12 protein-coding genes are annotated in these 12,262 nt (G+C 70.1%); 4 read left to right on the plus strand and 8 right to left on the minus strand.

What is annotated here, in order from left to right; all coding sequences use genetic code 11:
* Positions 1-85 precede the first annotated feature (85 nt).
* Complete coding sequence (gene glnA / locus LVQ62_RS10280; protein ID WP_179481475.1) at positions 86-1,510, minus strand: type I glutamate--ammonia ligase; 1,425 nt, start codon at positions 1,508-1,510, stop codon at positions 86-88.
* A gap of 172 nt (positions 1,511-1,682) precedes the next feature.
* Between glnA and LVQ62_RS10285 the strand changes: the two genes are divergently transcribed.
* A complete protein-coding gene (locus tag LVQ62_RS10285) occupies positions 1,683-2,132 on the plus strand; it encodes an RDD family protein (protein ID WP_233761381.1) in 450 nt (149 codons plus the stop codon).
* 285 nt (positions 2,133-2,417) lie between these two features.
* Here LVQ62_RS10285 and LVQ62_RS10290 read toward each other — a convergent pair whose 3' ends face one another.
* Together LVQ62_RS10290 and lipA are read right to left on the minus strand one after the other, a co-directional pair.
* The gene (locus tag LVQ62_RS10290) at positions 2,418-3,206 is read right to left on the minus strand and encodes a DUF4191 domain-containing protein (RefSeq protein WP_179481471.1); all 789 of its coding nucleotides are present in this window, start codon (positions 3,204-3,206) and stop codon (positions 2,418-2,420) included.
* A gap of 5 nt (positions 3,207-3,211) precedes the next feature.
* Positions 3,212-4,237, minus strand: coding sequence for a lipoyl synthase (lipA, locus tag LVQ62_RS10295; RefSeq protein WP_233761383.1), 1,026 nt, complete (start codon positions 4,235-4,237; stop codon positions 3,212-3,214).
* A gap of 173 nt (positions 4,238-4,410) precedes the next feature.
* Here lipA and LVQ62_RS10300 point away from each other — a divergent pair, with 173 nt between their 5' ends.
* Complete coding sequence (locus LVQ62_RS10300; protein ID WP_233761386.1) at positions 4,411-4,989, plus strand: cysteine hydrolase family protein; 579 nt, start codon at positions 4,411-4,413, stop codon at positions 4,987-4,989.
* A 13-nt stretch (positions 4,990-5,002) separates the two neighbouring features.
* Here LVQ62_RS10300 and lipB read toward each other — a convergent pair whose 3' ends face one another.
* Entirely contained in the window at positions 5,003-5,632 is a 630-nt protein-coding gene (lipB, locus tag LVQ62_RS10305; RefSeq protein ID WP_179481465.1) for a lipoyl(octanoyl) transferase LipB, read from the minus strand.
* A 92-nt stretch (positions 5,633-5,724) separates the two neighbouring features.
* Between lipB and LVQ62_RS10310 the strand changes: the two genes are divergently transcribed.
* On the plus strand, positions 5,725-6,867 hold the full coding sequence (locus LVQ62_RS10310; RefSeq protein WP_233761388.1) for a citrate/2-methylcitrate synthase: 1,143 nt from the start codon (positions 5,725-5,727) through the stop codon (positions 6,865-6,867).
* A 6-nt stretch (positions 6,868-6,873) separates the two neighbouring features.
* Here the strand turns inward: LVQ62_RS10310 and LVQ62_RS10315 are convergent, their stop codons facing one another.
* Positions 6,874-8,046: a citrate synthase gene (locus LVQ62_RS10315; RefSeq protein ID WP_233761390.1), complete on the minus strand. Its 1,173-nt coding sequence runs from the start codon at positions 8,044-8,046 to the stop codon at positions 6,874-6,876.
* Between the two features lie 89 nt (positions 8,047-8,135).
* On the opposite strand from LVQ62_RS10315, the gene LVQ62_RS10320 reads away from it, so the two are divergent.
* Entirely contained in the window at positions 8,136-9,719 is a 1,584-nt protein-coding gene (locus LVQ62_RS10320) for a serine/threonine-protein kinase (protein ID WP_233761392.1), read from the plus strand.
* Between the two features lie 16 nt (positions 9,720-9,735).
* On the opposite strand, the gene LVQ62_RS10325 is transcribed toward LVQ62_RS10320, so the two are convergent.
* Genes LVQ62_RS10325 through LVQ62_RS10335 form a run of 3 tightly spaced genes read right to left on the minus strand, consistent with a single transcriptional unit; the run spans position 9,736 to position 12,262 of the window.
* Positions 9,736-10,548, minus strand: coding sequence for an ABC transporter permease (locus LVQ62_RS10325; RefSeq protein ID WP_233761394.1), 813 nt, complete (start codon positions 10,546-10,548; stop codon positions 9,736-9,738).
* A complete protein-coding gene (locus tag LVQ62_RS10330; protein ID WP_233761396.1) occupies positions 10,548-11,348 on the minus strand; it encodes an ABC transporter permease in 801 nt (266 codons plus the stop codon). The genes LVQ62_RS10325 and LVQ62_RS10330 overlap by 1 nt, the downstream gene beginning before the upstream one ends.
* A complete protein-coding gene (locus LVQ62_RS10335; RefSeq protein WP_179483713.1) occupies positions 11,348-12,262 on the minus strand; it encodes an ABC transporter ATP-binding protein in 915 nt (304 codons plus the stop codon). Before LVQ62_RS10335 ends, LVQ62_RS10330 begins: the two co-directional genes overlap by 1 nt.

The following is a 12,262-nucleotide window of genomic DNA, read 5'->3' on the forward strand; positions in this document are numbered from 1 at the left end:
CACGAGCGGTCGTGGGTGCTGGCGCTCGTGCGGACTCGGTGCAGACTGACGATAAGTTGCAGGCAACTGACCTGGGCGCGACTACTCAGATGTCGTAGTACATCTCGAACTCGTGCGGGTGCGGGCGGAAGCGGATCGGGTCGACCTCGTTGGTCCGCTTGTAGTCGATCCACGTCTCGACCAGGTCCTCGGTGAACACGCCGCCCTCGGTCAGGTAGTCGTGGTCGGCCTCGAGCGCGTCCAGCACGGCCGGCAGCGAACCCGGCACCTGGCCGATGTTCTCCAGCTCTTCCGGGGGCAGCTCGTAGAGGTCCTTGTCGACCGGCTCCGGCGGCTCGATGCGGTTCTTGATGCCGTCCAGGCCGGCCATCAGCTGCGCCGCGAAGCACAGGTAGGGGTTCGCCGACGGGTCGGGGATCCGGAACTCGATGCGCTTGGCCTTCGGCGAGGTGCCCGCGATCGGGATGCGGATACACGCCGAACGGTTGCGCGCGGAGTAGACCAGGTTGACCGGCGCCTCGTAGCCCGGCACCAGACGGTGGTAGGAGTTCATCGTCGGGTTCGTGAACGCCAGCAGCGACGGTGCGTGCTTCAGCAACCCACCGACGTACCAACGCGCGATGTCGGACAGGCCGCCGTACCCGTTCTCGTCGAAGAACAGCGCCTCGCCGTCCTTCCACAACGACTGATGGGTGTGCATGCCCGAGCCGTTGTCGCCGAAGAGCGGCTTCGGCATGAAGGTGACGGTCTTGCCGGCGTTGTACGCGGTGTTCTTCACGATGTACTTGAACTTCATCATGTCGTCGCCGGCGCCGAGCAGCGTGGAGAACTGGTAGTTGATCTCCTGCTGACCGGCGGTGCCCACCTCGTGGTGCGCCCGCTCGACCTTCAGGTCCACGCCCTCGAGCCCCGCGACGATGTCGTCGCGCAGGTCGGCGAAGTGGTCGACCGGGGGCACCGGGAAGTAGCCGCCCTTGTAGCGCGGCTTGTAGCCCTGGTTGCCGCCCTCTTCGGCGCGTCCGGTGTTCCAGGCTCCCTCGATCGAGTCGATGAAGTAGTAGCCGGCGTTCTGCTTGGTCTCGAAGCGGACGTCGTCGAAGATGTAGAACTCCGCCTCAGCGCCGAAGTACGCCGTGTCGGCGATCCCGGTCGACTTCAGGTAGGCCTCCGCCTTGGCCGCGATGTTGCGCGGGTCGCGGCTGTAGCGCTCGTCGGTGAACGGGTCGACGATGGAGAAGTTCATGACCAGCGTCTTGTGCTTGCGGAACGGGTCCACGAACGCCGACCGGGGGTCGGGGATCAGCTTCATGTCCGACTCGTGGATGGCCTGGAACCCGCGGATCGACGAGCCGTCGAACATCGCGCCCTCGGTGAACGAGTCCTCGCTGATGGTCGAGGCGGGCACGTTGAAGTGCTGCATCACACCGGGGAGGTCGCAGAAGCGCACATCGACGAACTTGACGTCTTCGTCCTTGATGAACTTCAGGACCTCATCGCTGGTGTTGAACATGAAACCTCCATGGCTTTGGAAAAATGGCCGCGCGCCGTCACCTGGCAGACCCACGCGCGGTGCGTCGAACCTAGCGGACCGCGATTACCCGCCCATGACTGAAGCGTTTCGCCGGTGTTACACGCTGGGATGCCGGTCTCAGGACCCGGACCGCGGTCATTACGCTGACCGGGTGGCATCCCCCCAGTCCTCACCGTCCACGGAGCCCGCCGCCGACACCGGCTGGCCGGGCAAGCGCTTCGGGTGTGCCGAGTCGGGCGTCACCTCCGTGGCTCGTCTCGGGCCGCGCGTCCTCGCCCTCATCATCGACTGGGCGCTGTGCAGCGTGATCGCCGCCGGACTGCTCGGCTACCGCTGGGGAGGGTCGGGCAGTTCCGGGTTCGCGCCCCTGCTGGTCTTCGCCGTGGAGAACATTCTGCTCGTCGGCGTCGTGGGCTCGACGATCGGTCACTGGATCGTCGGCGTACGCGTCACCCGCCTCGACGGTGCGGTCGCCGGGCCGGTCGCCGCGATTATCCGCTCGGTGCTGCTCTGCGTGGTCATCCCGGCGCTCATCTTCGACACCGACCAGCGCGGGCTGCACGACAAGCTCGCGCGCACCATCCTGGTCCGAACGCGCTGACGCCCGCCCTGCTCTGCGTCGGCGGCCGCGTAAGGGACCGCGCGGTGTCGATGTGGGTGCGGCCTCAGGTGCCCGCGCGCTGGGAGGGACCGCGCGGTGTCGCTGTGGGTGCGGCCTCAGGTGCCCGCGCGCTGGGAGGGACCGCGCGGTGTCGATGTGCTCGAGGTGGTGGGAACCCTATGACGCGACGTATGACAGCGACTGTTCTTTCTGCGGCCGCTGCCTCCTGCACTCCGCTGCGGGCGCACCTCGCTTCGCTCGGCGCACCCTGCGCTACGCGCTCCGTCAGCGGCCGCGGGCCGACTTGCGGTCCGGCCGCGCCGCGCGCGGGTCCATACCCTTGGGGATCGGGGGCTTCACGCCGCCGAGCGCCCGCAGCCGCTTGTTCACGGCCTGCACCTCGGCATCGGTGAGCTTCTTGGGCAGCTTGGTCATCGTGGCGGTCAGCTTGCTCACCGCCACGGCGTCGTCACCCTCACCGACGCGCATCGTGTGCACCGGCACCTCCGGTCCCGACACCCGCGAGACCCGCTTGCGCTCGGACTCCAGCAACTTCGTCGCGCCACCGCGCGGGCCTTCGCCGACGAGCACCACGCCGGCGCGACCGACGGCGCGGAAGACCATGGCGGCGTTCTGCATCTCGCTCATCTTGCGCGCCCGACCGGAGTCGGCGGCCACGGGCTCCTGCTCGTAGTACCAGCCCTTGCGCAGACCGCTCATCGCCGCGCTCGTCGCTCCGGGCTGCCCCTCGAGCTGTCCGTACGCCGCCTTCTGCGCCAACCGCCCGAAGAGCAGCATCGCCAGGATGACGCCGAGGAAGACACCGAGGATGCCCAGGTAGATCGGGTGCTGGATCGCGATACCGATCACCAGGAGCACGACGAACCCGAGCAGGAACGCACCGATCAGGTAGAGCGGGATCCGCGGGTTCTGCTTGCTCGCGAGCGTGTAGAGGGTCTTGATCTGTGCGATCCGCCCCGGCTCGCCCCCGTCGACCGCCGTCGCTCCGGAGGCCTCGTTCTTCTTCTTCCGGGAGAACCGGCTCTTCTTCGCGGGTGTGGGTGTCGCCGACATGGAGGTCAGGATACGTGCGGCAGGGCGCGCTCCACGAGCGACGCCGCCTCCTGGCGTGCGGGGGAGGACGCCGCGGCTGCCAGGTGCGCGAGGTTGGCCGGGAGCTCGCGTCCCGAGCGCTCCATCGCCTGGGCGTAGAGCCGCCCGGCGCGGTACGACGAACGCACCAGCGGCCCGCTCATGACGCCCTTGAACCCGAGCCCCTCGGCGACCTCGGACCAGTGCACGAACTCCTGCGGCTTCACCCACCGGTCCACGGGGTGGTGGCGCGGGGACGGGCGCAGGTACTGGGTGATGGTGATCAGGTCCGTGCCGGCCTCGTGCAGATCGCGCAGCGCCTGCTCGATCTCGTGGTCCTCCTCGCCCATCCCCAGGATGAGGTTGGACTTGGTGACCAGCCCGGCGTTCTTGCCCATCGTGATGACCGACAGCGACCGCTCGTACTTGAACGCCGGCCGGATGCGCTTGAAGATGCGCGGCACCGTCTCGACGTTGTGCGCGAAGACCTCGGGGGCCGCGTCGATCACGGCGCCGACCTGCTCGGGCACGGCGTTGAAGTCCGGGATCAGGATCTCCACGCCGGTGCCGGGGTTGTGCTCGTGCACCTGGCGGATCGTCTCGGCGTAGAGCCACGCGCCGCCGTCCTCCAGGTCGTCGCGCGCGACGCCGGTGATGGTCGCGTAGCGCAGACCCATCTGCTGCACGGAGTCGGCGACCCGGCGCGGCTCGTCACGGTCCAGGTCGCTCGGGCGGCCGGTGTCGATCTGGCAGAAGTCGCAGCGGCGGGTGCACTGCTCGCCACCGATGAGGAAGGTCGCCTCGCGGTCCTCCCAGCACTCGAAGATGTTGGGGCACCCGGCTTCCTGGCAGACCGTGTGCAGGCCGCCGGTCTTCACCAGGTTGTGCAGCGAGGTGTACGCCGGGCCCATCTTGGCCGTCGTACGGATCCATTCCGGTTTGCGCTCGATCGGGGTCTCGCTGTTGCGCGCCTCGACGCGCAACATGCGCCGTCCCTCCGGTGCCACGGTCACGGTCTCGCTGCTCCCTTGCCTTCGACGTCGGGCATCTCGCCCAGCTCTGCCCTCTGGCGCAACCGCCGTGGGAGAGGCTTTGTTCCAGGGTACGCGGGCGCCGCGGGCCGATCGCCGTTGCCGTCGAGCGCAGCCCAGTCTGGCGGGGCGCCGTCGCTGCCTAGGCTCAGGGGATGAGCAACGCGGTGCAGGGCGGACCGGATATCGACGCGCGTACGGCACTCGTGATCGTCGACGTGCAGCGCGGTTTCGACGACGCGGGCTACTGGGGACCGCGCGACAACCCGCTGTGCGAGGAGCACGTCGCGGCCCTGCTGGGACGGTGGCGGGAGGACGGGCGCCCGGTCGTGTTCGTCCGGCACGACTCGCTCGACCCCCGCTCGCCGCTGCGCCCCGGTCAGCCGGGCCACGCGTTCAAGGACGTCATCGCGGGTGAGCCGGACCTGCTGGTCGCCAAGTCGGTCAACTCCAGCTTTCACGGCACGCCCGACCTGCACGCGTGGCTGCAGCAGGAGGGCATCTCCTCGATCGTGATCTGCGGGATCACCACCAACCACTGCTGCGAGACGACCGCGAGGGTCGGCGGCAACCTCGGCTTCGACGTGCGCTTCGTCATCGACGCCACGCACACCTTCGACCGGGTGGGTCCGGACGGCACCGAGTACACCGCCGCCGAGCTGTCGCGGGTCACGGCGGCGAACCTGCACGGGGAGTTCGCGACCGTCGTGAAGACCGCCGACCTGCTCGGGTGAGTGCGGCGGCTGCTCAGCCCAGGATGTCCGGGAGCCGCTTCTGTACGAAGGGCAGCACCTCGCGCACGGGGACGTCGCGGCCCAGCTCCTGGCTGAGCGAGGTGACGCCGGCGTCGGGGATCCCGCACGGGACGATCGTGTTGGACCAGGACAGGTCGCAGTCGCAGTTGAGCGCGAACCCGTGCATGGTCACGTCGCGGCTGACCCGGATGCCGATCGCGCCGACCTTGCGCTCGGGCCTGCCGTCCGATGCGGCGAACCACACTCCGCTGCGACCTTCGACGCGCTGAGCGGCCAGGCCGAGGTCGGCGCAGACGTCGATCATCAGCTGTTCGAGTCGGCGCACGTGCCCCACGACGTCGATCGGGTTGGGCAGTCGCACGATCGGATAGCCGACGAGCTGTCCCGGGCCGTGCCAGGTGATCTTCCCGCCGCGGTCCACGTCGATCACCGGCGTGCCGTCGAACGGACGCTCGTGCGGCTCGGTGCGTTTCCCGGCGGTGTAGACGGCCGCGTGCTCCAAGAGGAGCACGGTGTCCTCCTGCTCACCGGCGACGACGCGGGCGTGCACCTCGCGTTGGGTGTCCCAGGCGGCCTGGTAATCGACGAGATCGGGGGCGAAGCCGAGCTGCTCGATGCGCATCGTTCGAGCGTACGCCGGGACCTTCCGTACTCCCGCGTCACATTGACACGATCAACATTGGCGCGGCGTCGCGGCCCGGTGAAGCTGGCGCCATGACACAGACCGCTGACCCCGCACCCCTGATCGCGCCTCCGGGTCTGGCCGGCGTGGTCGTCGCCGACACCGCCCTCGGAGACGTCCGCGGCGCCGAGGGCTTCTTCCACTACCGGCAGTACGACGCCACCGGTCTCGCCCGCGACCACAGCGTCGAGGACGTCTGGCACCTGCTGCTGCGCGGCGATCTGCCGGACCCCGAGACCGCCCGCGCATGGCGTGGGGAGATCGCCGAGCAGCTTCTCGCGACGGATCGCTACGGCGAGCAGCTCACCGCTGTCCTGCGTGCCGCGCCGACGCGAGCACCGTTGTCCTCGTTGCGGACTGCTATCTCGGCGTACGGCGTCCTCACAGGTGACGAGCCGCTGTGGGACCTGGACGACGCGGCGCGGGAACAGGCGGCGCTGCGGACCGCTGCTGCGGTCCCGTGGCTGGTCGCGGCGGCGTACGCCGTCGGACGCGGTGAGCAGCCCCGCCCGGCACGCCCCGAGCTGGGGTACGTCGGCAACTACCTCTGGATGGTCACGGGCGGCACACCGGACGAGCGCGCCGTGCGCGCGCTCGGCCGGTATCTGTGTCTGACGGTCGACCACGGGTTCAACGCCTCGACGTTCACCGCGCGGGTCGTCGCCTCGACCGGCGCCGACCTCACGGCGTGCGTCGTCGCGGCCATCGGCGCACTGTCCGGGCCGTTGCACGGCGGTGCGCCGAGTCGCGCCCTCGATGCGCTCGACCAGATCGGCACGGTCGAGAACGCCGCACCCTGGGCGCGCGCGCAGCTGGCCGCGGGGCAGCGGGTGATGGGCTTCGGCCACGCGGTCTACCGGGGTCTGGACCCCCGCTCGGAGCTGTTGCGGGAGACCGCGACCGAGCTCGGCGGCGACACCGCTGAGCTCGCGGTGCGGGTCGAGAAGGAGGTCGTGCGGGTGCTCGACGAGGCCAAGCCGGATCGCCCGTTGCGCGCGAACGTGGAGTACTACGCCGGCGTGGTGATGCAGGAGTGCGGCATCCCTCGTGAGCTCTTCACACCCACGTTCGCGTGCAGCCGGGTCATCGGGTGGACCGCGCACATCCTGGAGCAGGCGAGGGGCCGCAAGATCTTCCGGCCGAGCTCGCGATACGTGGGACCGCCTGTGCAGTAACGGTTCTCAGTCACCGGTGTAGATCGCGCGCGGGCGGAACCGCAGCGGGTGGCCCTGCTCCTCGATCCCGTGCGCGATGAAGCCGGCGATCCGGGCCACGGAGAAGATGGTCTCCCCGGCGCCGTGCGGCAGGTCGTGGCCGACGGCGAGCGCCGCCAGCCCGAGGTCGACGTTGGGGTAGCCGCCGCCGCGCCGGTGCACCTCGAGGCGCAGCGCATCGGCGGCTGCCACCACCTTCGGCGCGGTCTCCTCCAGCAGCCCCAGCAAGGTCTCCGCACGCGGGTCGATCCCGCGGTAGACGGCGTGCCCGAATCCCGGTGGTGACCCCTCGTATGCGTCGAGCGCGGCCGAGGCGCCGTCGTCGATGCTGCGGCGGAGCAGATGCTCCGCCGCTACAGAGGCGCTTCCGTGTCGCGGGCCGCCCAGCGCCGATAACCCCGCCAGCACCACCAGGTACGGCGGCGCGCCGGTGCCCGCTGCGGTGCGGGCCGCCAGCGTCGAGGTGGCGAGTTCGTGGTCGGCCAGCAGCACCAGCGCAGCGTTCAGAGGCGTCGTTTCCGCAGCGTCGACAGCGCGACCCAGCAGCCCGTGACCCAGGCGTCCCGCCAGCGTGTCCTGAGCGGTGTGGTCGGGCGTCCCGACGGACGCCACCGCGGCGAGCAGCGCCGCATGACCGGCCCTGGCGAATCGGGTCGTGTCGGTGGCGACCGGGTCTCCCTGCGTCCCGTCGTGCAGCAGGTGCACCGCCATCCGCACGCGGTCCGCGCCGGTGGCCTCCGGTCCGCACAGCCGGCGTACCTGCGATGCCACGCCGTCGGTCGACGGCGTCGGGGCCCAATCGAACTCGGGACACTCCCAGAGCAGCTCGACCACCCGCTCGTACGCCGTGTCCGTCGCGAGCTGCGTCGCGTCGGCACCGCGATACAGCAGCACTCCTTCGGGGATGAGGGAGGTGATCCGGGTGTCGATGGTGAGCTCGAACCGGCCGGCCACGGCACGCCGGTGCCGCTCGGCGAGGGCGAGGACCTCCGACCGCCGAAAGCGGGACCCGTCGTGCCGCGACCCGACGAGGTCGGCCCGGGTGAGGACGCCACGGCTCACGTACGCGTACACGGTGCGCACCTGCACGCCCAACAGTTCCGCGGCGACCGAGGTGCTGATCAGATCGGCGTCGTCCACGAGAGGCACGCTAGTTCCCTCACGAACAGGGGTGGGGGCTGTGGACAAATTCTGCGGGCCGTGCCCCGTGGATGGCACGGTCAGGTGGCATGGACGCGCGACCGCAGATGCCGGGGTACGAGGTGCTCCATCCGCTCGGTGCCGGCGGGTCGGGCCAGGTGTGGGCGGTCCGCCGTTCGGACGGCGTGCGGCTCGCAGCGAAGGTGCTCGGCGCCGACGAGGGTGACGTCCTGCAGCACGAGGCGTCCCTGCTCCAGGCCCTGCGCCACGAGCACGTCGTGCGGCTGCACGAGGTCGTCACCCTCGACGACGGGGGACAGGCGCTCGTGATGCAACTGGCGGAGGGCGGGTCGCTGGCCGAGAGTCTGCGCACCCGCGACCACCTGACTCCCGGCGAACTGGTCACGGTGCTGTGCCCGGTGGCCCGCGCCCTGCACGATCTGCACAGCATGGGCCTGATCCACGGCGACCTCAGCCCCGGCAACCTCCTCTTCACCCAGGAGGGCAAGCCGTTGATCGCCGACCTGGGCTTCTCCCAGCTGGCCGGGCACGACGGCCTCCCCTTGTGGGTCACCGAGAGCTGGGCCGCGCCAGAGGTCCTGGCGGGCCAGGAGGTCACCCCCGCGAGCGACGCGTACTCCTTGGGCGCGATCGCATGGACCGCACTCGTCGGCACCGCACCCGAGCCCGCCGCGCTCCGCCCCGACCTGGCGGATCTCGCCCCGCAGCTCGCGCCGGAGCTGCGCGACTTGGTGCTCTCCTGCCTGTCGCACACCCCATCTGCACGTCCGACCCCGGAGGACTTCGCGGTGGCGCTCTGGGCGATGGCGCCCGCCGAGCCCGCGCCGGTGCAGGGGTCGGCAGGGCGGCGTACGGCGCCGCAGGGGTCGGGGGACGATCCCGGAGTGCAGCTCACCCGCCGCATCCGTGAGGACGCCGGCCGCGAGGGCAGGAGCCCGAATCACGAGGGGGGTGAGCCGACGGCGAGACCGTGGGAGGGCATCGGGCGTCACAGCGCGAGCGCGGAGGGCGGCGCATGGTGGCGGCGTCCGGTCGTGGTGCGTACGGCGGGTGCGGCGGCGTTCGTCGGACTGGTCGCCGGCGGCCTGATGCTGGTGGGGGACGGCACGCCCGCCGGTGCCGACCACGCGACGCCGACGTCGTCTCGCAGCCTGGCCGGCGCCCCCCGCACCCGTGCGGCCCCGGTGGCCACCCCGACCCGCTCGGCGTCCAGCACGTCGCGCCCGCTCCACCCGACGTCTCCGTCCTCCACGACTGCATCGCCCCAGCAACGCTTGTCGCGCTCGCCGCTGGGCGTGCTCCAGCTGCTCGTCAGCGCTCGGGCGCACGCGTGGGTCACCGGGGATGCGGGTGATCTGCGGTCGGCGGTGCAGGTCGGTTCAGCGGCCTACCGATCCGACAGCGCGGACCTGAGCACCGCCCGCGCGGGCGGAATGCACTACTCGCGGCTGGATTTTCGGGTCCGTAGTGCGCGGACCGTCTCGACGACGGGAGGCACCACGCAGGTGCAGGCGGTGATCGACCGGTCGGCGTACACCGTGTCAGGGCCGGACGGCACCAGCACCCTGCCCGCGACGGCGGGGGAGCGCGCCGACGTCTCGCTCGTCTGGACCTCCGACGGGTGGCGGATCACCGCATGGACCGCTGTGTGACGCTCAGGTCGCAGCGTCAGGTGAGCAGCAGCACCGACAGTCGTCGGCTGACGATGCGGGTGCCGATGACGCCGAGCACCAGCAGGTAGACCACCGAGACCATCGATCCGATGCCCACCTGCCCGGTGGTGAGCTCGCGGCAGAGCACGACCCCGCGGTAGAGCGGGGTGCACTGCACGACCCACTGCAGCCACTCGGGGAAGGCCGAGACCGGGAAGAAGGTCGCCGAGAAGAGGAAGAGCGGCAACGTGCCGAGCGTGATGAATTCGAAGTCCTGCCAGCTGCGCATCCAGGTGGTGAGCGCCATGCCGATCCCGCCGAAGCCGAACCCGATCAGCAGGGCCGCCGGCAGTGCCAGGACAGCCCACCAGCTGTGCACGAGTCCGAGGGCGAGCATGACGAGCAGGAACGCCGCGGAGTAGATGCCGCCGCGTAACAGGGCCCAGGTGATCTCGCCGCGGGCGACGTCGCTCGTCGTACGCGGCGTGGACAGGACCTGGTCGTAGAGCTTCTGGTACTTCAACTTGAAGAACACGTTGAAGGTGGTGTCGAAGATGGCGCCGTTCATGGCCGACGCCGCGAGCATGCCCGGCGCCACGAAATCCGCGTACGGCACCGAGCGACCGCCGACATCGAAACCGTGCACCAGCTTGCCGACGCCGATCCCGATGGAGAGCAGGTAGAGCACCGGCTCGAAGAAGCCGGTCAGGAAGATGATCCAGCCGCGCCGGTAGACCAGGTAGTTGCGGTAGAGCAGCACGCCCGTCGCGGCAGCGCGGGACAGCTCGCGACCGCGGTCACGGGTGATCGGTGCGGACAGGATCGCCATCAGAAGATCAACCGCCGGGTGAGCGCGCGCACGCTGAGCCAGACGCCGACCGCGGCGAGCACCACGAGATAGGCCAGGTGCGCGGCCACGGGACCGGGCTTGCTCGTCCCCAGCGCGAACATCCGGGTCAGTGACACCCCCTGCCACAACGGGCTGACACGGGCGATGGCCTCCAGCGGCGCGGGGAGGTTGGACAGCGGGAAGAAGGCACCCGAGAAGAGGGTCAGCGGGATCATCAGGAGCCGGAAGATCAGGGTGAATCCCATCTCGTTGCGCAGGACCGCGGCGTACGCGTAGATGGGAGCGGCGAAGGCGAGGCCGAGCAGCAACTGCACCAGCACCACGCCGCAGGCGCCGAGCACCGAGTGGAAGACACCGAACGGCGCGAGCACCAGGGTGAAGACCACCGCGGTGAGCGCCAGCCGCAGGACGGCGAAACCGAGGTGCGCCACGACCAGGTCGACGACCCGGAGCGGTGTGGCGGCCATCGAGAAGTAGGTCTTGTGCCACTTGAGCATGGTCATCACCGGGAAGGTGACCTCGCCGATCGCCACCTGCATCGACTGCGCGGCGAGCATCCCCGGGACCACGAACTGCAGGTAGCTGTGCGCGCCCTCGAGCCGCTGGGGGTCTGCGTGCACGAAACCGCCGAGCAGCACCCCCATGGCCACCACGTAGAGCAGCGGATTGACGAAGCTGGTCACCACGCTGCCCCGCCAGGTGCGGCGGTAGAGCGTGAACCAGTAGTCCGCCAGCCGCCACGCCTGGAAGGGGCTCGGCCGGTCCGTCGTGGCGCTCATCAGTCGACCAGGCTGCGGCCGGTGAGCCGCAGGAAGACGTCTTCGAGCGTGGAACGCCGCACCAGGACGGCGGTCGGCGTGAGCCCGCGCTCGCCGACCTTGGCGAGAGTCTCCTCACCGTGCTGGGTGTAGAGGAGCAGCCGGTCGGGCAGCACCTCGACCCGGTCGGCAAGATCGCGCACCCGGTCTGCCATGTCCTCGTGCTCACCGACGCCGAAGCGCAGCTCGGCGACCTCCCGCGTGGAGTGCTCGGCGATCAACCGCAACGGCGACCCCTCGGCCACGATCTCGCCCTTGTCCATCACCACGAGCCGGTCGCATAGCTGCTCGGCCTCGTCCATGTAGTGCGTGGTCAGCACCAGGGTGACGCCCTGCTGTTTGAGGCGGAACAGCTTGTCCCACAACAAGTGCCGGGCCTGCGGGTCGAGGCCGGTGGTGGGCTCGTCGAGGAGCAGCAACTCCGGGTCGTTGATCAGCGACCGGGCGATGGTCAGCCGACGTTTCATCCCTCCGGACAGATTGTCGACCTTCGCCTGCGCCCGCTCGGTCAGCTGCGCGAATTCCAGCAGCTCGTCGGCTCGGGAGCGGACGGCCGCGCGCGAGAGGCCGAAGTAGCGGCCGTAGACGATCAGGTTGTCGCGCACGCTGAGGTCGTTGTCGAGGGTGTCCTCCTGCGGACAGATGCCGATCCGGCCGCGGATCTGCGAGCCGTGCGTGGCAGGGTCCATCGACAGGATCCGCAACTCGCCCGAGGTGACGGGGGACACCGCGGCGATCATCCGCATCGTGGAGGACTTGCCGGCGCCGTTGGGCCCGAGGAAGCCGAAGGACTCACCGCGGTGGATCTGCACGTCGATGCCCCGCACCGCCTCGAACGACCCGAAGCTCTTGCGCAGCGAACGGGCCTGGATCAT

Source organism: Allobranchiibius sp. GilTou73 (genome assembly GCF_021391335.1).
In the GTDB taxonomy this organism is placed as follows: domain Bacteria; phylum Actinomycetota; class Actinomycetes; order Actinomycetales; family Dermatophilaceae; genus Allobranchiibius; species Allobranchiibius huperziae.

Bases quoted from the DNA above. Each gene is read 5' to 3' on its own strand.
- glnA (WP_179481475.1), bottom strand. From the start codon at position 1,510: ATGTTCAACACCAGCGATGAGGTCCTGAAGTTCATCAAGGACGAAGAC.
- LVQ62_RS10290 (WP_179481471.1), bottom strand. From the start codon at position 3,206: ATGTCGGCGACACCCACACCCGCGAAGAAGAGCCGGTTCTCCCGGAAG.
- LVQ62_RS10300 (WP_233761386.1), top strand. From the start codon at position 4,411: ATGAGCAACGCGGTGCAGGGCGGACCGGATATCGACGCGCGTACGGCA.
- lipB (WP_179481465.1), bottom strand. From the start codon at position 5,632: ATGCGCATCGAGCAGCTCGGCTTCGCCCCCGATCTCGTCGATTACCAG.
- LVQ62_RS10310 (WP_233761388.1), top strand. From the start codon at position 5,725: ATGACACAGACCGCTGACCCCGCACCCCTGATCGCGCCTCCGGGTCTG.
- LVQ62_RS10320 (WP_233761392.1), top strand. From the start codon at position 8,136: ATGGACGCGCGACCGCAGATGCCGGGGTACGAGGTGCTCCATCCGCTC.
- LVQ62_RS10325 (WP_233761394.1), bottom strand. From the start codon at position 10,548: ATGGCGATCCTGTCCGCACCGATCACCCGTGACCGCGGTCGCGAGCTG.
- LVQ62_RS10330 (WP_233761396.1), bottom strand. From the start codon at position 11,348: ATGAGCGCCACGACGGACCGGCCGAGCCCCTTCCAGGCGTGGCGGCTG.
- LVQ62_RS10335 (WP_179483713.1), bottom strand. From the start codon at position 12,262: ATGATCCAGGCCCGTTCGCTGCGCAAGAGCTTCGGGTCGTTCGAGGCG.